The organism is Rhodothermales bacterium (assembly GCA_040221055.1).
Lineage (GTDB): Bacteria > Bacteroidota > Rhodothermia > Rhodothermales > UBA10348 > 1-14-0-65-60-17.
The window spans coordinates 396243-417875 of the sequence record JAVJVN010000014.1; the positions used below are offsets into that span (position 1 = coordinate 396243).

Consider the following 21633-nt stretch of genomic DNA (forward strand, 5'->3'; position numbering starts at 1 on the left):
CTGATCCTCATATTCACGTGGCCCTCCTCCCTGGCGACGGCATAGGCCCCGAAGTGGCCCGCGCCGCCCGGGAGGTCCTGGAAGCCGCCGCGCCCGGCCGATTCCGTTTCACCGAGCATCCGTTCGGCGGCGCGGCGATTGACGGGGGCGGTTCACCCCTTCCCCCGGAAACCCTCGAAGCCTGCCGCGCGGCCGATGCCGTGCTGCTGGGTGCCATCGGGGGACCCCGGTGGGATGCGCTGCCGCGGGCGCATCGACCGGAATCGGGCCTCCTGGCCCTGCGCAGTGCGCTCGGGACGTTCGCGAATCTGCGCCCGGTGCCGTTCGGCGCGGATCTGCTCATCGTCCGTGAACTCACGGGGGGCATCTACTTCGGTCAGCCCCGGTCCTACGAATCGGGCCGGGCCTACAACACCATGGTCTACGAACGCGACGAAATCGTGCGCATTGCCCACGTGGCGTTCGAACAGGCGCGCCGGCGGCGCAGCCATGTGACGAGCGTGGACAAGGCGAACGTGCTGGAAGTGTCGCAGCTGTGGCGCGAGGTGGTCACCGAAATCGGCGGCCTGTACCCGGACGTGCGCCTGGACCACATGTACGTGGACAACGCGGCCATGCAGATCGTGCAGAACCCGGCGCAGTTCGACGTCATTGTGACGGGCAACCTGTTCGGGGACATCCTGTCGGACCTGGCGTCGACGCTCGCCGGATCGCTCGGCACGCTGCCGTCCGCCTGCACAGGCACCAATACGCCCATTTTCGAACCCGTACACGGAAGCGCTCCCGACCTCGTGGGCACCGGCCGCGCCAACCCCATCGGGGCCATCCTGAGCGGCGCCATGCTCCTGGATGAGCTCGGGCTCGGCGGTGAGGCCGACGCCGTCCGCCGCGCCGTCCAACAGGCCATCCACGCCGGCACGCGCACCGTTGACCTGGGCGGCACCGCCACGTGCGCCGACATGACCGCCGCCATTACGGCCGCCCTCGCCGCACCCGCGGCCACAACCCCGCAGCAGAAATGAATCAGATCCTTCTCTTCGACACCACCCTCCGCGACGGCGAACAGGCCCCCGGGGCCGCCATGAACCTCCCGGAAAAGCTGGAAATCGCACATGCACTCTCGGCGCTCGGCGTGGACATCATTGAGGCCGGCTTTCCCGTATCGTCCCCCGGCCAGTTCGAGGCCGTGCGCCAGATAGCGAACGAAGTCGCCGACGACACCGTCATCTGCGCCCTGGCCCGCGCCAAGGAGGGCGACATCGCATCGGCGGCGAAGGCGCTCGGCGGTCGCGCAACCTCGCGCATCCACACCTTCATTGCGACCTCCGACATCCACCTGCACAGCAAATTTGCCGATGCGCGCTACGGCACCACCCTGGACGCCAAGCGCCAGACCGTGCTCCGGATGGCCATCGATGCCGTGCGCCAGGCCCGCGAGCACACGGCCGACGTGGAATTCAGCGCCGAGGACGCCGGCCGCACGGACGTCGGCTTCCTGCACGAGGTGGTCGCCGCCGTCGTCGAGGCCGGCGCCACTACCATCAACATTCCCGATACCACCGGCTACTGCATTCCCGACGAATATGCCGCGCTCATCCGCAGCGTCGTCGACATCGTGCCCGCCCGCGTCGTGGTCTCCACGCATTGCCACGACGACCTGGGCCTGGCCGTCGCCAACTCCCTGTCCGGCGTGCAGGCCGGGGCCCGCCAGGTGGAATGCACCATCAACGGCATAGGGGAGCGGGCCGGCAACGCCGCCCTCGAGGAAATCGCCATGGCGCTCGCCGTGCGCGCCGACCATTTCGGCATGCGGACCCGCGTGGACAGCCGCGGGCTGACGGACATGAGCAAGCTCGTATCGACCTTCTCGGGATTTCCGGTGCAGCCCAACAAGGCCATCGTGGGGCGCAACGCGTTCTCGCACGAAGCCGGCATCCACCAGGACGGCATGCTGAAGAACCGCGACACCTACGAAATCATGCGCGCCGAAGACGTGGGGCAGGTCACGGAATCAATCCGGCTCGGCCGGCATTCAGGCCGCCACGGGCTCTTCAGCCGCCTTGAAAAAATCGGCGTCCGCGTCCTGGACGACCAGCGCGATACGATCTACCATGCGTTCGTCGAACTCGCCGACCGCAAGAAAGAAATCAACGACATCGACCTCTACAACCTGGTAAACGAGCATACCACCACCATGTCCACCGCACACTACAAGCTTGAACACCTGGCCGTCTCGGTCGGCACCGACCGCCAGCCTTCCGCCACGGTCCGCATTGAACACGTCCGTGCCGAGCGCACGGAGGAAAAAACCGCAACGGGGGATGGTCCGATCGATGCGCTCTACCGCGCCATTGACCACGCCGTGAACGAAGCCCACGACCTCGTATCGTACAATATCCGGTCCATTTCCGAGGGGGCCGATGCGTTCGGAGAGGTCTCGGTACTCATTTCCATGGGCGGCCCGTGCTTCACCGGCAAGGCCTCATCCACCGACGTCATCATTGCCTCGGCCGAAGCCTACGTCATGGCCCTCAACTCCATGGCCGCCTACCGCGCCGACGAAGAATCCATCCGCTTCGTCAACTCGGGGATCATCAATGCCTTTGATGGCCACGATCCGTCGTAGGCGTGCAGTATCCTGCTTTCCAGCGCTATCCCATCCCTAAAAACCTTTTTTGAGCCTTGACCCTTACCGAACAAATCCTCGCCGCCCATGCCGGTCGGGAGCGTGTTGCGCCCGGTGACTCCATCTGGGTGGATGTGGATACGCTCATGACCCACGACGTCTGCGGGCCGCCCACGTTCGGCATTTTCGAGCGGGAGTTCGGGGCCGATGCGCGCGTTTGGAATCCCGACGGCGTGGTGGTCCTTCCGGACCACTACATCCACACCGAGGATCCACATGCGCGGCGCAACATCGAGTTGCTCCGCGCCTTTGCGGCCAAGCACGAACTGCCTCACTACTACGATGTAGGAACCAGCAGGTACAAGGGAGTCTGCCACGTAGCATTGGCAGAGGAGGGGTTCAATCTGCCCGGCACCGTGCTCTTCGGGACCGACAGCCATACGTGCACTTCGGGCGCTTTCGGGCTGTTTTCGACGGGCGTGGGCAACACCGATGCCGCGTTCATCCTGGGCACGGGCAAGATCTGGGTCCGCGTCCCGGAAACCATGCGGTTCGTCTTCGAAGGCGCACTCCCGCCGTGGCTCATGGCCAAGGACCTCATCCTGGCCGTCATCGGCGACATCGGATTCGAGGGCGGCACCTATCGCGCCCTGGAATTCGACGGCGAGGCCGTCTTCGACCTCTCCATGGAAGAGCGCATGACGCTCACCAACATGGCCATCGAAGCGGGAGGGAAGAACGGCATTATTGCGGCCGATGCGAAGACCGAGGCCTTCGTCCGCGAACGCACCGACCGGCCCTACACCGTGGTCCGGCCGTCGCCCAACGCCTCCTACGCCTTCGAAAAGGTGTACGACGTCTCGAAAATGGAGCCCGTCGTCGCCAAGCCCCACCGACCGGACAACAAGGCCACCGTCAGTGAAGTCGCCGGCACCCGCCTGGACCGCGCCTACATCGGCAGCTGCACCGGCGGCAAATTCGGCGACTTCGTCGCCGCCGCCGGCATCCTCGGCCACGCCGGGGCGGGCACGTCCATCAGTCGAACCCTTTCCTCATCAGGTTCGGCTCAAGGTTCATCATCTGAGGGCCGCGTGGCCATAGATACGTTTGTGGTGCCCGCTTCGACCGAAGTCTCCCGCCGCCTGCGCGAAGAAAGCCACCCCGATTTTCCCGGGAAGTCCCTCTGGCAACTCTTCCTGGATGCCGGATGCAAGATGGGCCACGCCTCCTGCGGCGCCTGCCTCGGCGGCCCCGTGGACACCTTCGGCCGCACCCACGGCACCGAAGTCGTCATCTCCACCACAAACCGCAACTTCCCCGGCCGCATGGGCTCCAAAGCCGCCTCCGTCTACCTCGCCTCACCCCTCACCGTCGCCGCCTCCGCCCTCGCCGGCGTCATCACCGACCCACGGGAAGTCCTCGTTTAAGCGCCCCATCTGGAAAAGCACAGAATCATGAACCCCATCATAAATGGCCGCGCCTACGTCCTCGGAGACTCCGTCGATACGGACCAAATCATTCCTGCCGCGCACCTTGTCTACAGTCTGAGCGAACCCGAAGAACGGCGGATGTACGGCCGGTACGCCCTCAGTGGTGTCCCCGAGGCTCAGGCCGGCCTCCCCAATGGCGGCATCCCCTTCACCCAGCCCGACGCCTACACTTCGGACTTCACCATAGTCATCGCGGGCTCCAACTTCGGATGCGGCTCCTCCCGCGAGCACGCCCCCTTCGCCCTGGCCGAAGCAGGCGTCCAGGCGGTCGTCGCCGACGGATACGCCCGCATCTTCTACCGCAACGCGGTCGATGGCGGCTTCCTCGTGCCCTTCGAAACCCGCACCCGCCTGGTGGACCTCGTCGAAACCGGCGACGAACTCACCATAGACACCTCTACTGGCACCCTCCACGTTGCCCGCACCGACGAAACCTACCTCCTCCGGCCCCTCGGCGAAGTCGCCGGAATCATCGCCGCCGGTGGAATCTTCGCCTTCGCCCGCCAAACCGGCATGATCAAGGCTGTTTGAAATGTAACCTGGCAGGTTACATTTAGGAGCGGGCCTTATTTAGCGGTCAGAACTCACCGATTGTCCCTCACGTCAGTCAAATCGACGCAGGAAGTGGGAAGTTTGGTTGCACATTGCTTGTACCACCAAAATCATGTATCGTATTGCTCAGTCGAAAAAAATCGCGTTTCGTAGATGTTCTCTCCATTCCGTGGTATACATAGATCGTCTATTGTTGTTTGTTGCTCTACTTCCGTGACACCAGTATGTGCAAAATAACACTTAGTAATGAAACATCATGAGCTATCGAAACGGAAATTATACTGCTTTCTACGTCAGTGAACCCTTTTCACAGTCTGCACTCGGAGCACACGCCACTAGAGATTTTCAGTCATACAATATGCTTAAAGCGTGGAAAGCCGCAGATCCGTCTTTCCCATTCATTGATTCACATGAGAAAAACTATAATGTTCGCGATTCGAGCAATTGGGATTTAACTCTGAAGCCGAGAATTCGTGATCGATTGGCGCAGTCCAAAAATATAGTACTATTTCTGAGTAGCGTAACTAAAAACAGTAGGGCTCTAAGAGAAGAGATAGTGTACGGTGTCGGTACCAAAGGGCTACCTGTTATTGTGGTTTATCCGGACTTCAAAGATAAGTCTGAAATAGTCGACTGTAGTACTGGGAATTTTAAAACTAACATAGTTGCTCTTTGGGAAAAGCTGCCTTCTTTGCGAGATTTAATGAATGAAGTTCCTACACTTCACATACCAAATAAAAAGGCACACATAATAAATGCGCTGTTGGACAAAGACTTTGAGGTCCAAACAAAACGAGTAGTAGACAAGTATTATTATCCCTGTTAGCACGTGTCTAGAATTAGGTCATACGGTCAACGAGCGAAGTATTCCTTCGGGACGCTCCTTAGTTTAGAATACTGGAGATACGCCCTAGTATCCAAGGAGGGAATCCGTTCAGTATTATTTGTGTACGGTGGGCTTTATCTGTTTATTGAAACGTTGGATTTCTTCAAAGTCTACACGAGAGATGATTATGGTTCTTACGCATTCTTATTATTTCTATTAGTCGCTATTATCATATCGTTATGGGTAAAACGACCAATAACGTCGGTAAAAATATCAATTCCTGCGTCCGATTGTATCATCGAGGTTCGCGTCGCAAATATATTCGATGTCAATGGCTCGGTTGTTGTGAGTACTAATACTATGTTTGAGGCGAATGTCGCAGATGGTGTCATTTCTCCTGAAAGTATACAGGGTCAGTTCACTTCGAAATATTTTTCGGGAAATCAGAGTAAATTAATAAGTCTTATAAAAGAAGGGCTGCCTCAAGAGCCTAATCACGATGTGTATCCTATGGGTACGACTGTTCGAATAAATACACATGGTAAGACGTTTTACTTGACTGCAATGGCTAGTCTTAACGAAAAGGGTAATGCACAATCAACACGCCAGGACTTGTCGAGCGCTCTCGAAGGACTATGGAACTATGTTCGTACGGAAGGTGAGTTGCAGGAACTAGCAATACCAGTCATGGGCACGGGAAGAGGTAGATTAGGTTTATCAAGGAAGCGCGTGATTGGAATGATAGTAGAATCATTTGTTAAACATTCTTATACGGGATTGCTAACTAATAAATTAGTAATATGCATTAGGCCTAGTGATGCTGAAAGGTTTATGACAAACTTGTATGATATCAAAGATTACATGAACCAGATAGTTCATGCCTGAGATTCCTGTCTGATTTATGGAAGTCCATTAGTTGATGAAAAATATCATTGAGCTCGATGGATACGGTCAAAACGTTCGAGTTCAACTGTGGACCCAAAAATAACGTGTAGAATCAATTGAGATCCGTAGTCCAGTATTTACCATTATCCAGAATGATCATTATCATAACGGTATATAACATGGATGCATGATGTAGCGGTTAGAGAATGGATATCGATACTTTCGTTGGTAGTTCTCTGGCTGGTACGTTAAGTAACGACGCACAGCGGTTAGCCTTGCCTGCCAACACCTTGAATGGTTATCCTATCCGCTTATTAAATCACGGACACTCGCTCAATGAACCACTCTGAAATCGTCTCTTTCCTGTGGGGCGTTGCCGATTTGCTCCGTGATCACTTCAAGCGGGGCAAGTATCAGGATGTAATTCTGCCACTCACGGTACTCAGGCGGCTGGATTGTGTGCTGGAGCCTTCAAAGCAGAAGGTTCTTGAGCGGTACGAGCAGCTCTCCAAGATGGATCTGGAGAACCTGGATCCCCAGCTCAGGAAGGCATCCGGATTTGCTTTCTACAACACGTCCCGGTTCACCTTCGATCGTCTGCTGGCCGACGCGCCGAATCTCGCGGCCAACCTCCGGCATTACATTGCGGGCTTCAGCCCGAACATGCGCGAGGTCGTCGAGAAGTTCGATTTCGACAACACGATCTCGAAGCTTGAACAGTCCGGTCTGCTCTTCCTGGTGGTGGAGAAGTTCAATACGGTGGACCTCCACCCCGACCGGATTGACAACGCCACCATGGGCACGGTTTTCGAGGAACTCATTCGCAAGTTCAACGAGGCCCTGAATGAGAATCCTGGAGAGCACTTTACGCCGAGGGACGTGGTGCATCTCATGGCAGATGTCCTGCTGACAGGTGACGAGCAGCGCATCAAAACCAAAGGTCGCGTGGTGACGGTCTATGATCCCTGTTGCGGATCTGGCGGAATGCTGACCATCACCAAGAACCACATCCAATCCGTCAATTCGACGGCCGATGTCCACGTGTTTGGGCAGGAGGTCAATCCCGAGACGTACGCCATCTGCAAGTCCGACTTGTTCATGAAGTCGACGGATGGTCGGGACGGTGAAAATATCCGGTTTGGTTCGACGCTGCGGACGGACGAGCACTCCGGAATGACATTCGATTACCTTATTGCCAATCCGCCGTACGGGAAGGATTGGAAGGGTGACAAGCAAGCGGTCGAGGGTGAAGCCGAGCGGGGCATGGCAGGTCGGTTTGGTCCCGGAACGCCGCGGATATCGGACGGGCAGATGCTGTTTCTGCTGCATCTTGTGCACCATATGAAGCGCGGCGACAGTGGCTCGCGCACGGCCATCATCATGAATGGTTCTCCGCTGTTTACGGGCGATGCCGGGAGCGGCGAGAGTGAAATTCGGCGCTACGTCATGGAGGAAGATCTGGTAGAGGCGATAGTCGCCTTGCCAGAGCAGCTCTTTTACAACACGGGCATCGCCACGTACGTGTGGGTGCTTACGACCCGCAAGACGGCCGAGCGCAAAGGAAAGGTTTTGTTGGTCGACGCCACGTCGTTCTGGACGCCCATGCGCAAGAGCTTGGGCGACAAGCGCCGTGAGATTCCGCGCGAAAAGGCAGAAGAAATCACGCGGTTGCTATCTGCATTCAAAGAAGGCGAATACTGCCGCGTGTACCCGACGACCCATTTCGGATTCCGAAAAATCACAGTCGAGCGTCCGCTGCGACTCAATTTTCAAGCATCGGATGATCGGAAAGCCCGAATCCGGGAAGAAAGGACGTTCCAGCGCTTGGCAGAATCCAAAAAGAAAGGGCCAGCAGCAGAAAAGGAGATACTTGAGGGACGCCTGATTCAACTGCAAATTGAGGCCGCGCTTCATGATCTGCCGGACACCCTCTTCAAGAGTCGAAAGGCATTTCTCAAGGAATTGAATTCAGCGGCGAAGCGCCACGACGTGAAGCTCGCGGCTCCCATCAAAAAGGCAATCCTCTCGGCCCTTTCTGAGCAGGACGATACGGCCGACATCTGCCGCGACAAGAATGGCGACCCCGAACCGGACACCAATCTGCGCGACACGGAAAGCGTGCCGTTGTCTGAAGACGTTCAGGAGTATTTCGAGTGCGAAGTTCTGCCCCACGTCCCAGATGCGTGGATTGATGAGTCCAAACGGGACACGCGCGACGGCGATGTCGGCTTGGTGGGCTACGAGATCAACTTCAACCGGTATTTTTACAAATACACGCCTCCAAGGCCACTGGAGGAGATCGAAGCAGATATCAAGACCATCGAGCGGGAGATACTTGAATTGCTTCGGGAGGTGACGGGATGAGCGATATCAAACTGTTTGCAACCAATGGCGGGAACGTCAGGGAAATACCTGGAACATCCACGGCCCTTGAAAAATCGCTCCAGACCCTCATCGAAAACCATCTTGCGACGTTTCTACAGATGCGCTTCGTGGCATCGGAATACTCAACGGGTGTCCGACACGGCGGACGCATTGATACGTTGGCGCTCGACGAAAACGGCTGCCCTGTGATTATTGAATACAAACGAGCCACGAACGAAAACGTGATCAACCAGGGCCTGTTCTATCTGGATTGGCTCATGGATCACCAGGCCGAATTCGAATTGAAAGTCCAGAAGGAACTCGGGCAAGAAGCGATGGACTCCGTGGATTGGTCTGCACCACGACTGGTGTGCATTGCCGGCGGATTCACCAAATACGATGAGCACGCGGTCCAGCAAATGAATCGGAACATTGAGCTCATCCGGTACCGGCGTTTTGGAGACGAACTGCTGGCCTTCGAAATGATAAATGCAGTCACAAGTACAGGTCAGGGCGTCGATGCCGTTGGGAAATCTCCCAGCTCAACTTCCAGTAAGCCGAAGACGGTGCTCGATAATCTAGCGATGATGGACCAGGAGCGTTCCGACCTGTTCGATGCGTTGCGCTCGTATGTCTTTGCTCTCGGAGACGACGTCCAGGAAAAAACACTCAAGCATTACATCGCATTCAAGCGGCTGTCCAACTTCGTCTGCGTTGGATATTGGCCAACTACGAGGGCGTTGACGATGTGGGTGAAGGTAAACCCAGACACCATTGCGCTTCAGGAAGGTTTCACGCGAGATGTGCGGTCAATCGGACATTTAGGCACTGGAGACCTCGAAATCACGCTTCGAACCATGTCCGACCTGGAACGTGCGAAGCCCCTCATTGAGAAATCGTACGAGGGGAGCTGATGGCGCTACGTAGCTTGGCTAAATATCCTGAGTACAAGGAGACCGGATTAGAGTGGTTCGGGGAAACACCGGCACACTGGAGTGTCATGCGCACTGATTCCTTATTCCGCGTAAATAATATCCGGGTGCAAGCGGATGACATGTCAGAATCTGAAGTATTTCATTACTCCATTCCCAATGTTCAGCAAACCGGGACCGGTGCTGTTGAAGACGGCAATACCGTTGACTCCGACAAAGTGCTGATAAACGGCGTTGCGTTACTCGTATCAAAGCTAAACCCCCGAAAAGGCGTAGTCTGCAAAGCCGCTCCCAAACCAGGTTTATTGACGGTAGCATCCTCCGAATTCGTTCAATTGGAGGCGCAGGGTGTCGAACTTGACTGGGCGTACAGGCTCTATCAGTCAGAAAATATTCGGTCATATCTTTCATCAATCGTCCAATCAGCGACAAGAAGTCATCAGAGGGCAGCGCCATCCCAAATAGCCAAGTTATGGATTGTCGTACCACCTGACTATGAGCAACGCGCCATCGCCTCCTTCCTCGACCGCGAGACGGCCAAGATTGACACACTGATCGCCAAGAAGGAAAAGTTGATCGAGCTCCTTGTTGAAAAGCGCACGGCGCTCATTACGCAGGCTGTCACGAAGGGACTTGACCCCAACGTTCCAATGAAGGATTCCGGTGTGGAGTGGCTCGGGATGGTGCCGGAGCATTGGGAGGTGTCAAAGATAAGTTGGCAGTTCCGAACTGGTAGCGGAACGACGCCGTCTGGGGAGCACTGGTATGGAGGTGACGTCCCGTGGATTACCACAAGTGAGCTTCGGGAAAAAACAGTGAGCGAGACGACTAAATACGTAACGCGCGATGCCGTCAATTGCGTTTCCGGCCTGCGTATTCATCCCAAAGGAAGCTTGGCTATAGCTATGTATGGAGCAACAATAGGTAGACTAGGTTTCCTGGGTGTGGACGCAGCGGTGAACCAGGCTTGTTGTGTACTCACAGCAACTGATACGATGAAAGAGAGGTTTACGTATTATTCGTTTCTCGCAGGTCGGTCTTGGATTGTTGCGCAAGCATACGGTGGAGGACAACCCAACCTTGGGCAAGACTTCATTCGACAGCTAAGAATGCCACACCCTTCAGATCGAGAACAGGAAAATATTACGGCATTTCTCGATCGCGAAACCGCCCGTATCGACACGCTTACCGATAAAGTCCACGAAGCCATCGATCGCCTGAAGGAATACCGCACGGCGCTGATTTCAGCAGCAGTGACCGGCAAAATTGACGTGAGGAACGCCGCATGACGGTGAGCACCAACGAAGCTGCTTTGGAATCTGCCATTGAGCGGATGTTGGTGCACGGTACGGCACTGGGGGGCACGGTTGGTGAGCCAAGACTGGAGTACGGTGAATTCGGTTCGCCGGGTGGATTTGAAAAACGCACACAGGCTGATTACGACATCAACCGAAGCCTCATTCAGGATGACCTCATATCTTTTGTACAGGGAACGCAGCCCAAGGAGTGGGCCAAGTACAAGCAGCATCATGCGGAGTCGGCGCGGACGAAGTTCTGCCAGCGCGTGGCGCGTGAAATCGATCGGCGTGGAGCAGTCGAAGTGCTCCGGAAGGGAGTTAAGGACACGGGCTGCCACTTCCACTTGGCCTATTTCCCGCCAGCCAGTGCACTGAACGAGGAACTCCAGAACCTCTACGCGGCGAACATCTTCGCGGTCATCCGCCAGCTGCACTACAGCATCAAGAACAAGAACCACAGCCTGGACCTGGTGCTCTTTCTGAACGGCATCCCGTTATTTACGGCCGAGCTCAAGAATGCCATTACCGGTCAGACGGTGAAGGATGCCATGCGGCAGTACCGGGAAGACCGCGATCCCAAGGAACCCCTGTTCGCCTTCGGGCGGTGCCTTGGGCACTTTGCGGTCGACACGGACCTTGCCTACGTGACGACGCGTCTGGATGGCGTCAGGACACGTTTCCTGCCCTTCAATCGCGGCTATGCCCTCGGCGCGGGCAACCCGCCGTCGAAGACCAGTTATTCCACGGCGTATCTGTGGGAATCCATTTGGACCAAGCGAAGCATCCTGAATCTGATTCGGCATTTCATCCACCGGGTGGAGCTCTTCGATGAGAACGGCAAGAAGACGAAACAGCACGCACTCATCTTCCCCCGGTATCAACAGCTGGATGCGGTTCGAACGCTGGTAGCCGACGCCAAGAAGCACGGCGCGGGCAAGCGATACCTAATCCAACATTCCGCCGGTTCCGGCAAGTCAAACACGATTGCGTGGCTGGCGCATCAGCTGTCTACGCTGCACGGAATAGACGATAAGCGGGTTTTCGACTCCATCATTGTGGTAACCGACCGACGTGTCCTCGACCGGCAGCTCCAGCAGACCATCCAGCAATTCGAGCAGACGCTGGGCATCGTCCAGAATATCGACAAGACCAGCAGCCAGCTGGGTAAGGCCCTTGAGGACGGGAAGACCATCATTGTCACGACGCTCCAGAAGTTCGGCGTAATCGTGAATGCGATCGGAGAGTTGAAGGGCAAGCGGTTTGCCGTCATTGTCGACGAGGCGCACTCCTCCCAGTCCGGCGAATCGGCCAAGAGCCTGAAGAAGGTGCTTGTGAAGGACGGCATTGCCGAGGAGGAACTGGAGGAAGATGAAGTGGACAACGCCGTCCTGAAAGAGATAGCCGCGCGCGGACGGCAGGACAACCTGTCTACGTTTGCCTTCACGGCCACGCCGAAGCCCAAGACGCTCGAGCTGTTTGGCGTACGGCAGCCTGATGGCCGTTTTTCAGCGTTCCATTTGTACTCCATGAAGCAGGCCATCGAAGAGGGCTTCATTTTGGATGTGCTGAGGAATTACACGACGTATACGGCCTACTGGCGTCTTTTGAAGACGGTCGAAGACGATCCTCGCTACGACACGGGGAAGGCAACGTATCTGCTAAAGAACTTTGTGGAGCTGCACGAAGAAGCCATCCGCCAGAAAGTCGGCATCATGGTGGATCACTACGCGTCCCATGTAAAACATCGAATTGCGGGCAAGGCCAAGGCCATGATTGTGACGCGTTCCCGGCTTCACGCCGTCCGCTACAAGCTAGCCATCGATGCCTACATCCAGGAGAAAGGCTACAGTTTCAAGACGCTGGTGGCGTTTTCCGATAAGGTGGATGACGGTGGAAAGACGTACACCGAGGCCGGAATGAACGGCTTTTCCGATACGCAGACGGCAAAGACGTTCAACCAGGATGCGTACCGCATTATGGTGGTGGCCAACAAGTTTCAGACCGGGTTTGACCAGCCGCTGCTGCACACCATGTACGTGGACAAGAAGCTGGGAGGGGTGGGGGCCGTCCAGACGCTGTCCCGGTTGAACCGGACGCATCCGGACAAGGTCGATACCATGGTCATCGACTTCGCGAACGAGGCCGAAGACATCCAGAAGGCGTTTGCGGACTATTTCGAAACGACCATTCTGACGGAGGGTACCGATCCGAATCTGATTTACGATGTGGAGGCGCGGCTTGAAGAGCACGGCGTGTATGAGCGCGCCGAAATCGAACAGGTCGCCGGGTACGTATTCGGGAAGAAACGGGTCGATTCCAGCAAGGTGTATGCGGTGGTCGGCAAGGCGGTAGCGCGGTACAAGATGCTGGAGGACGAAGAGCAGAAGGCATTCAAGAGCCAGCTGAGCGAGTACATCCGGCTGTACAGTTTCCTGGCGCAGGTCATGCCGTTCAAGGACATCTCCCTGGAGAAGCTTTTCGTGTTCGCCCGCTTTTTGCGGCCGTTGATTGCCGGTGACAAGGAGGTCTTGCCGGTCGAGGTCACGAGCAACGTGGATATGGGCACGTACCGGCTGCACGAGACGTTCTCTGGCGCGACGTCCGTAGAGCAGGGGGAAGGCGCGTTGCAGCCGCAGGGGGCGAAGGAGCACCATGTGAGCCCCGCCGCGGATGAGGAACCGTTGTCGCAGATCATCAAGTTGCTGAATGATCGGTTCGGGCTGAAGTTGGGGCCGGAGCACGAGGAGACGATCGGTAAGGTGTTGACTACGTTAGATGGGGATGCTTCGCTCGGCACGATCGTTCAGGCGAACACGCGGGACAATGCGAAGCTGTCGTTCGACCACAAGGCGGAGGACGTCCTTCAGGACATTGTGGATACCAACTATGAGCTGTACAAGCTCATTACGAACAACGACAAGGCCGGGCGTGTGCTGAAGGACTTCCTGTTTGACCAGTTCGCGTCCAAGCATCGCCGGGCCGCCGATCTGGTCAAAAAGCATGAGTCCAAGACGCTGGAGTTCAAATCAACGCTGCGTTGGGACGTGAAGCTGGGTCAGAACAACCCGAAAGTGGTTACCCACGCGGTGCTGAAGACGCTGGCAGCGTTCATGAATACGGACGGCGGTGACCTCCTGATTGGTGTCGATGATTCCGGAAAGGTGCTGGGCCTGGACGCCGACGGATTCGACAGCGAAGATGCGTTCATGCTCCACCTGACCGAGCAAACCCGCAATGCGCTGGGGGATTTGGCCGCGACGCTGATTGACCCCGCCATGCAAAACGTCGGAGCACGGCGTGTTTGCCTGGTTTCGTGCAAGCGCAGTTCCGTGCCGATTTACCTCAAGTGGAAGGGCACAGAGAAAGACGAGGAGCGGGGAGACTTTTACGTTCGGCAGGGGCAGGGGCCGGGGACGGTGTTGTTGCAATGATACACGATCTTGCACCAACTATTTGCGAAGCTCTATACATAGTTGTTGACCAAACATAAAATGTGACCATGATAAGCGTACGGGAGTCAATTTATCAGCATATTCAGGCTGAGTCACTTGATGAGAATATTATTAGTGCAATCCAAAATAGAGATGGATCATTTGCCATTGAAAGCGCCTTGTGGGATTATAAAGAGTTTATTCCAACTGATGCAGAAGGTATGGCAAGTGTTGCAGATGATATCGTCGCAATGCATAACACTTACGGTGGGTATTTATTTTTCGGCATTCGAGATGAGAGTGAAAGCAGCCTATTTCAGCTCGTGGGTATTTCGGAAGATCTAGAATTTGTACAATTGAAAGATAAGTTGTACGGATGGACAAATCGGCGTCTAGATATTAAGTATAAAAGTTTTATTGTAATTGGGAAAAAAATAGGTGTATTATTTGTGCCAAAACGTACCCCTTCGGACAAGGTATTGAGTTACAGAAAGGATGGTCCACAGAAAAATGGCAGGCCTATTTTCCGTAGGTCTCAGGTTTCTATTCGGGAATCTGACTCCACTGTCCGTGTAGTAAGTCCAGAGCAATGGGAGTTTGTAAATGGGCATAGGCGACTTGACGGTACGAGTAACAATACAAGCACATCCGTTTTAATTCTTTCGAAGCTGCCGCCGAGAGATTTTATTTGTCAAGAATTTGTAGGCAGAGCAGAGGTGATGTCAAGTCTGTGGCAATGGTACACTGACATGTTCCGTAATGTTATTGTGCTTTCCGGAGAAGGTGGCATCGGCAAGTCTTCAATTGCATATGAGTTTTTGACTCGTCTGGTGTCTACGGCGTCTGTTGGCCATGTTGCTTGGATGACAGCTAAGAATCAACAATTCTGGGCCGAGTCAAATGAATATGTCTCCACGCCTGCCACAGATTACGTTTCGACTGAATCATTCATCGATGTATTGTTGACCCAATTGCTTACTCCAGACGAAATAATTACATCTCTTGAGGATGCAGACATATTCGAGAAAACCGATGCTCTTAAGAAGCAGTTGGTCGATGCTGGGCGGATCGTAGTGTGTGTTGATGATGTTGATTCACTTACTGTCGATGAGCAAATTCTGATAGGGCAGACTATTTCTACCTTATCCGGTGCCAGTAATGACATTATGTTTATTGTGACAACGCGAAGGGTTCAGCACTTCTCACATTTGTCAAGAATCGTAATTCCTGGTTTTCCGGAGAAGGAGTTCCAGGATTATTGCCAATCATTGTGTCAGAAACTTGACATAAGGGAGATAAATGATGATGAGAAACGGCAATTACACTCGGTGTCTAAAGGATCACCTCTTTATGCCGAGTCGATTCTCCGGCTCGTGCGCCTCGGAAGTACGATGGGCGTCGCTATTCAGAATTGGAAAAGTGACAGCGGTGAAAATGTACGTAAGGCAGCATTGGGTAAAGAAGTCGCAGAGCTTGGAACCGACGCCAAGAAGGTTCTGCTCGCAACAGCAATATTAGGGTCGTCGTCTAGTTCCGAAATCCGACTGGCTACCGGTTTTGTCCAGTCCCAGGTTGATGCCGCTATTCAGCAGCTCCAAGCGTTCTATCTGTTCCCAAGTCCTACCTATGTTGACGACGAGCCCCGCTTTACTATTGATGATAATGTCGTACGTTTCATCCATGAGAAGGCAGAAATGTATTTCGCAAAGAATATGATCGCTCAGGTTCGGGAAAACGTATCTACAATCGTAAATAATGGATCAGGTGGTCCCACTCAAGTTGCCCTTATTGTTAGGCAGGCTCGGTCACACATACAGCAAGAAGAGTACCAGAAAGCCCATGATGCAATATTGTCAGGGTTGAATAGATATCCGGAAAACCCCAGATTAATTATGACGCGATCGGAGTTGTGGATTTCCGAGTATGATGCTACTCAGGATGGTGAGTTGCTATCGAGGGCTACGAATGAGCTTGAGAAGCTGACAAGTCAAAGGTATCGGGATGAATTAGTTTGGGAATACCTCTATTTGGCGCGTACAAAGGGTGGTGACAAGGATTATCTAATGGTTGATCTATTTAGAGATGCATATGAAAATACATCAAATATAAAGTGGGCACGGAAGTACGTTGAGGCGTTAATAGTTAGGTCAAGATCAAACCTAGATACGGATGGCTATGCAATCGGGCTACACGATCTCAGAGATGCGGTCATTCTGTTGCAAGATATCCGACCGTCACACAGTGACGTATGGTTGCAACGTATGATAAATGAAATAGCGATTGTATTCCTTCGTATCGCTAAAGCAAATAGCAAATCAGATCCGACGCACAAACTCGAGGTGTCTCTTGGCCTCATAACATTGTTAAATCACACTCCAGACATATTGTCAACAATGTTGTTCTCGGCTGGGGAATTCTTGGATCAAGTACAAGATCAAAATAAGAATCTTAGAAATGCGAAGTATGAAATATTGCATTCTGATTTCGAAAGTGTTCTTGATCTTAAGAGAGGTATATTTAATGCTGCGCAGCAGGAGCAATATGCTTCACTAAATCAACGGTGGAAGGGAATGAAATAATAGTATTGAAATATCAGATGAGGAGCGACTATAGGAACGTGATATATCTATATCATGTCAGTAAAAATAATAGATGCATTATACTAAATAGTAGTTTCGGTTACTGTGTAGGATATATTGGCCAAGGACACCATTACTACGACGACAGGTGGTCCGTACAACGACAGTTTAAATTCCAACGGTCTGCTTTCGTACCGGTATTTGGCGACGATCCCGGCCGAATGACATTCACTGTGGCAGCGGACGATCGTGTGGCTCTGGACGCATCGGCGAATCGGACTGCGCCAGATCCGATGCCACGCCGCGAGTACATCACCCGGTCAGTGCGTCAGCGACTGCATCAAAGGGGATTTCAAGAGCGCGTCTTGCGCGCGTATCGTGAGCATTGCACGATTTGTCGGCTGAAGCACCGGGAATTGCTCGATGCGGCGCACATCATTCCGGACAATGAACCGGACGGCCATCCGGTTGTGACGAATGGGCTGGCGCTGTGCAAGATCCATCACGCGGCGTACGACCGCGGTGTGCTGGGGATTTCGCCCGACTACACGGTTGCCATCCGCGAGGACGTGTTGGTGGAGATTGACGGCCCCATGCTGAAGCACGGCCTGGTCGAAATGCACGGTGTGCGGCTTCTGCTGCCGAGATCACGGGCCGATTGGCCGGATCAGGAGCGCCTGGAGCGGCGGTTTGTGGCGTTTCGGGGGTGAGGTAGCTCAGTTGTCATGGAATCCTTGACAGCTGGTTGCGTTGTCCGGGCAGCGCTATCGGAACCGGCTATCCCGATTCAGGTTTTAGTGGATATAGCGTTTATTAACCATGCGGCATTTGTCTCCACCCATCCATGGATCAGAACGGACTCAGACCATCCGACTTCAGCCCCGACGTGCTGGACAAGTTGGCCGCCGTGCTCGCAGAGCCCGACCACGTTGCCCTCGTAGATGACAAGGGTCGAAAAGTTGAACTGCCTGCAGCACTGGCAGGCTTTCTGCTGCGGATGGCCCGGCTACTGGAGGAGCGCAGAACGCTGGTTCTCATCCCGGAAGACGAGGAGTACACCACGCAGGCGGCAGCGAATTTCCTGGGTGTTTCAAGGCAGCATCTCGTTGGACTGCTTGAATCGGGACAAATACCGTTTCACAAGGTGGGCACACACCGCCGGGTTGTGTTTCGCGATTTGTTGGCGTTCCAGAAAAACCGTGACAGGGCGCGCCGGTCTGCGCTTGACCAGCTTGCAAAATCCGTTGACGAAGCCGGGCTGTATGATGCCTCATTTAAGGCGGACTGAAGATCTGGAGGATGTCCCGGTAAGGCCTGTGCACTCGACGATCTGGCGGGATCTCGAGACCTCCTACGCTACATCCATGCAAGGTCTTGCCCGTATGACTGCATCAGTGGGGATTCCTGGGGCGTCTGCAGCGCCTGTCGATGATCTGGCTTGCTGAATGTCGTTTCTGTCGCATGATGCTCTCTGTTTAGCGCCAACCCTACTTTCGGATATGAACAGGATGCGTTACCGCAGTACCATCAACGTCCAGTTGAATGAGATACGTTCCCGATGGAACGTTGTCAGCCTTCCAAATCGACTCATTCGGACCTGCGTCCCTGGACCCATCGAATAGCATGACCACTTCGCGCCCCAGCGTATCGTAAATGGTAATTCGCACATTGGACCTTTTCTCAAGCGAATAGGATATGGTGGTCCAGCCCACAAACGGATTTGGGTAGATGGAGACCGTAAAATCGCCGTTGGGTAGCTGGGATGGTTCGATAAACGTTGCACTCGGGTCCAGAACGATGAACTGACCCATCATGCCTCCGTCTTCATGCCCAAGGAAATGGCAGTGGTACATATACGGCGTATCGGGGTCCGCAAAATCCTCAAATTTGGTAATAAACCGTACTGTTTCTCTTGGATAGACCAATACCACGTCCTTCCAACCGCGCTCGTTCAGCTCTGGGCTTACCCCATTCCGGTCCAGAATTTGAAATTGAACGTCGTGGATATGGAATGGATGAGGCACGGGTGTTTCATTGGAGACATACCATATTTCAGTGTCTCCGAGGGTCACGACTTCGTTGATCACATTGAGATCCATCGCTACACCATTGATAATCTGCTGTCCTCGAATTCCAGGCCGTTGGCCTAAAATCATTTGGCGAGTTCGATTTGCAGCGGACTCTGGTATCGATTCAATTTCAACCAAAGTGGCAGGGATCGACGAAATCGCGGTTGATCCTGCAATTCGGATCTGCATAATTGAAAAATTGGTTCCATCGATGATTCCAGGCTGAGGCGGCGGCCCGCCAAGTGCCTCAGCATTTCCGCCTGGTTCTGCTCGGATCAATTCGGAAGAATAGCTCATCAACGTTTTCGTTTGACCTGCTTTTCCGCTTAAATCCAGCAACACTTCAGCTCGCTCTCCGGGAGCCAATTTCAACCTGTTCATGGCAACAGGTGCATTCAGCAATCCTCCATCCGAACCTATTTGCCAAAAGGAACTGCCGTCGTCCAGCCCCAATTGATAGACTCTGGCATTCGACCCATTAAGTATTCTGAATCGGACCACACCGGCGCCAACTTCGACAAAAGGCCTGACCGTACCGTTGACGATGATCGTGTTTCCAGATGCCCCAACCCCACCGCCATCAAATACAAGCTGTCCTTGTGGATCAAAATCTCGATCTTGAATGATCACTGGAATATCATCAACCCCATAATCGCGAGGCAATGCAAGTAGCGCTTCAACTGGATCTCGCACAATGATCATCCCGGCTAATCCGCGATAAACGTGCTCATCTGTTTTGTGATGTAGATGTGGGTGGTACCAGAACGTGGTTGCACGGTCCATCACTTCGAATGAAGGTCTCCACGTGGTGCCATCGGCTATAACGGTGTGTGGTCCACCGTCGTTTTTGGGTGACACGTGCATTCCGTGCCAGTGGACCGTGGTTGGTTCTCCGATCTGATTCGTCACATTGAGCTCAACAAAGTCGCCCTTGTTGAAAATCAGAGTCGGCCCCAAAAAACTTCCATTGAAGGCCAGTGTTTGGGTCAGTTTGCCTGGCGAAAACTCATGGGATCCAGGCGCCATATTCAGATTGAATGTGGTGCCGGACAATGTCTCCGGAATAAAAAGTCTGTTGGTTTGCGCCTGTACGACAGATGTTACCAGGAGCAAGATGAGAGCGAATAATCGAAAGAGCATTCCGGCACCAGACTTTTTATTTGACAACCATCCCGGGCAAATAGTACAGGTAGGTTACGCGCGCTTGACAACGAGTAGACGAACCCGTGTGGCTTGCTGCCCAAGCTACGCAATTTGAGCCCTTCTTCCTTCGAGCACGCGCGACTTTGAGACACTCGGTACTCGTCGATCAGGTGCTGAGCCAAAAAGCGCCGCTGTGGTGGCCTTAGAGCTTTTTATCGGCTGTTGAGAATCGCCGTAACGTCCTGCGCAATCGACAATCCAGCGGGATCTCGAGACCTCCTACGCTACATCCATGCAGGGTATTGCCCATATCGACGCCGCGTCGTGGAAAAAAAGCGCGGGGAGCGGCGGTTTGTGGCGTTTTGGGGGTGAGACAGCTCAGTTGTGAAGGATTCCCTGACAGCTGGTTACGTTTTCCCGGGCACCGGGTCTTCATCTTTCACAGGAGGTAGTGGAAGTAAGGGGGAGACTGGCGTGACATCCATCATCGAAGAAGAGGACGGGTTCTGGAAGGAGGTCTTGGACGTTATCATCGAGGAGTTCGTCGGGCTGTTCTTTCCAGACGCTCCTGATGGTTCACGTTGAGGTGCAGAGTCAGCCCGATCCGGACTTTGCACAACGCATGTGGGTGTACTATTACAGGCTCTTTGACCGATATGGACCCAATATCCGCAGTTTGGCGCTTCTCGCGGACGATGTAGCTGCTTGGCGGCCGAGTGCGTTTCGTGTCGAACGGCAGGGGTGTTTGCTGCACTTTGAGTTTCCGATCGTGAAACTGCTTGACTTCCGCGATCGTGAAGCGGAACTGCGTGCAAGCTCGAGCCCATTCGCGCTTTTGATCCTGGCCATTCTCAAGGCACAGGAGATGGCCGCGGATTCGGACGAACGTATCCTGAGACGCAGCCGCTGGAAAAGTCAGGTCCTTCGAAGTTTATATGAACGGGGATGGTCCGGCCTGAAAGTGCGGCATCTTATTCGGTTCCTGGACTGGGTCGTGCGGCTCCCTGAGGAAATTGAAGATCAGGGTGCACGTAGAACTGACCAAAACGGAAGAGGCAAAACACATGGCTTACATCACAAGCTTCGAGCCTTACGGCATGCGGAAGGGCATGGAAAAAGGGATGGAAAAGGGCATGGAGAAAGGCGCCTTGACCAATGCCCGGGAGAACGTGCTCGACGTGCTCGAAATCCGTTTCGGGGTTGTGCCTAATGAAGTTCGGAATGCAGTCCAGTTGGTAAACGACCTGGATGTGTGCAAAAAGCTGCACCAAGACGCCATTCGGGCGACCTCCATGAACGATTTCGTGTCGGAATCGCTGAAAAATCCGGGACGTTGATCACCCGGCCGTAGTCTTCTCTACAGTGCCCAACCTGCAAGCCAAATACTAATTTGACACGGATTAGTATTTGATTAGTACTTGGGCCCGATTCCGGATCA

Annotated in this window: 14 protein-coding genes; 13 read left to right on the plus strand and 1 reads right to left on the minus strand. The window is 54.3% G+C overall.

The window, feature by feature from the left end; all coding sequences use genetic code 11:
* Nucleotides 1-17: 17 nt before the first annotated feature.
* The 12 genes from leuB to RIE53_09345 all read left to right on the plus strand — a co-directional run bounded on the left by leuB (nucleotide 18) and on the right by RIE53_09345 (nucleotide 18271).
* Entirely contained in the window at nucleotides 18-1022 is a 1005-nt protein-coding gene (gene leuB / locus RIE53_09290; protein ID MEQ9104881.1) for a 3-isopropylmalate dehydrogenase, read from the plus strand.
* Nucleotides 1019-2626, plus strand: a complete 1608-nt coding sequence (locus tag RIE53_09295; protein MEQ9104882.1) for a 2-isopropylmalate synthase — start codon at nucleotides 1019-1021, stop codon at nucleotides 2624-2626. The genes leuB and RIE53_09295 overlap by 4 nt, the downstream gene beginning before the upstream one ends.
* Nucleotides 2627-2682: 56 nt before the next feature.
* On the plus strand, nucleotides 2683-4053 hold the full coding sequence (locus RIE53_09300) for an aconitase/3-isopropylmalate dehydratase large subunit family protein (protein MEQ9104883.1): 1371 nt from the start codon (nucleotides 2683-2685) through the stop codon (nucleotides 4051-4053).
* 27 nt (nucleotides 4054-4080) lie between these two features.
* The gene (locus tag RIE53_09305) at nucleotides 4081-4647 is read left to right on the plus strand and encodes a 3-isopropylmalate dehydratase (protein MEQ9104884.1); all 567 of its coding nucleotides are present in this window, start codon (nucleotides 4081-4083) and stop codon (nucleotides 4645-4647) included.
* A gap of 277 nt (nucleotides 4648-4924) precedes the next feature.
* Complete coding sequence (locus RIE53_09310; GenBank protein ID MEQ9104885.1) at nucleotides 4925-5494, plus strand: hypothetical protein; 570 nt, start codon at nucleotides 4925-4927, stop codon at nucleotides 5492-5494.
* Nucleotides 5495-6715: 1221 nt separating this feature from the next.
* Nucleotides 6716-8743: a class I SAM-dependent DNA methyltransferase gene (locus RIE53_09315; GenBank protein MEQ9104886.1), complete on the plus strand. Its 2028-nt coding sequence runs from the start codon at nucleotides 6716-6718 to the stop codon at nucleotides 8741-8743.
* A complete protein-coding gene (locus tag RIE53_09320; protein ID MEQ9104887.1) occupies nucleotides 8740-9657 on the plus strand; it encodes a DUF5655 domain-containing protein in 918 nt (305 codons plus the stop codon). Before RIE53_09315 ends, RIE53_09320 begins: the two co-directional genes overlap by 4 nt.
* Before the next feature lie 86 nt (nucleotides 9658-9743).
* Nucleotides 9744-10964: a restriction endonuclease subunit S gene (locus RIE53_09325; protein MEQ9104888.1), complete on the plus strand. Its 1221-nt coding sequence runs from the start codon at nucleotides 9744-9746 to the stop codon at nucleotides 10962-10964.
* Nucleotides 10961-14404, plus strand: a complete 3444-nt coding sequence (locus tag RIE53_09330; protein ID MEQ9104889.1) for a type I restriction endonuclease — start codon at nucleotides 10961-10963, stop codon at nucleotides 14402-14404. Before RIE53_09325 ends, RIE53_09330 begins: the two co-directional genes overlap by 4 nt.
* A 68-nt stretch (nucleotides 14405-14472) precedes the next feature.
* The gene (locus RIE53_09335) at nucleotides 14473-16983 is read left to right on the plus strand and encodes a putative DNA binding domain-containing protein (GenBank protein ID MEQ9104890.1); all 2511 of its coding nucleotides are present in this window, start codon (nucleotides 14473-14475) and stop codon (nucleotides 16981-16983) included.
* Nucleotides 16984-17348: 365 nt separating this feature from the next.
* Complete coding sequence (locus RIE53_09340; GenBank protein MEQ9104891.1) at nucleotides 17349-17693, plus strand: HNH endonuclease; 345 nt, start codon at nucleotides 17349-17351, stop codon at nucleotides 17691-17693.
* A gap of 134 nt (nucleotides 17694-17827) precedes the next feature.
* Nucleotides 17828-18271 carry a helix-turn-helix domain-containing protein gene (locus RIE53_09345; protein MEQ9104892.1) on the plus strand — a complete coding sequence of 148 codons (444 nt, stop codon included), beginning with the start codon at nucleotides 17828-17830 and terminating at the stop codon, nucleotides 18269-18271.
* A gap of 199 nt (nucleotides 18272-18470) precedes the next feature.
* On the opposite strand, the gene RIE53_09350 is transcribed toward RIE53_09345, so the two are convergent.
* Nucleotides 18471-20165, minus strand: coding sequence for a multicopper oxidase domain-containing protein (locus tag RIE53_09350; protein ID MEQ9104893.1), 1695 nt, complete (start codon nucleotides 20163-20165; stop codon nucleotides 18471-18473).
* 1055 nt (nucleotides 20166-21220) lie between these two features.
* Here RIE53_09350 and RIE53_09355 point away from each other — a divergent pair.
* Nucleotides 21221-21532 carry a hypothetical protein gene (locus RIE53_09355; protein MEQ9104894.1) on the plus strand — a complete coding sequence of 104 codons (312 nt, stop codon included), beginning with the start codon at nucleotides 21221-21223 and terminating at the stop codon, nucleotides 21530-21532.
* Nucleotides 21533-21633 lie beyond the last annotated feature (101 nt).

Bases quoted from the DNA above. Each gene is read 5' to 3' on its own strand.
- RIE53_09295 (MEQ9104882.1), top strand. From the start codon at position 1,019: ATGAATCAGATCCTTCTCTTCGACACCACCCTCCGCGACGGCGAACAG.
- RIE53_09325 (MEQ9104888.1), top strand. From the start codon at position 9,744: ATGCGCACTGATTCCTTATTCCGCGTAAATAATATCCGGGTGCAAGCG.
- RIE53_09315 (MEQ9104886.1), top strand. From the start codon at position 6,716: ATGAACCACTCTGAAATCGTCTCTTTCCTGTGGGGCGTTGCCGATTTG.
- RIE53_09320 (MEQ9104887.1), top strand. From the start codon at position 8,740: ATGAGCGATATCAAACTGTTTGCAACCAATGGCGGGAACGTCAGGGAA.
- RIE53_09330 (MEQ9104889.1), top strand. From the start codon at position 10,961: ATGACGGTGAGCACCAACGAAGCTGCTTTGGAATCTGCCATTGAGCGG.
- RIE53_09345 (MEQ9104892.1), top strand. From the start codon at position 17,828: ATGGATCAGAACGGACTCAGACCATCCGACTTCAGCCCCGACGTGCTG.
- RIE53_09310 (MEQ9104885.1), top strand. From the start codon at position 4,925: ATGAGCTATCGAAACGGAAATTATACTGCTTTCTACGTCAGTGAACCC.
- RIE53_09305 (MEQ9104884.1), top strand. From the start codon at position 4,081: ATGAACCCCATCATAAATGGCCGCGCCTACGTCCTCGGAGACTCCGTC.
- RIE53_09335 (MEQ9104890.1), top strand. From the start codon at position 14,473: ATGATAAGCGTACGGGAGTCAATTTATCAGCATATTCAGGCTGAGTCA.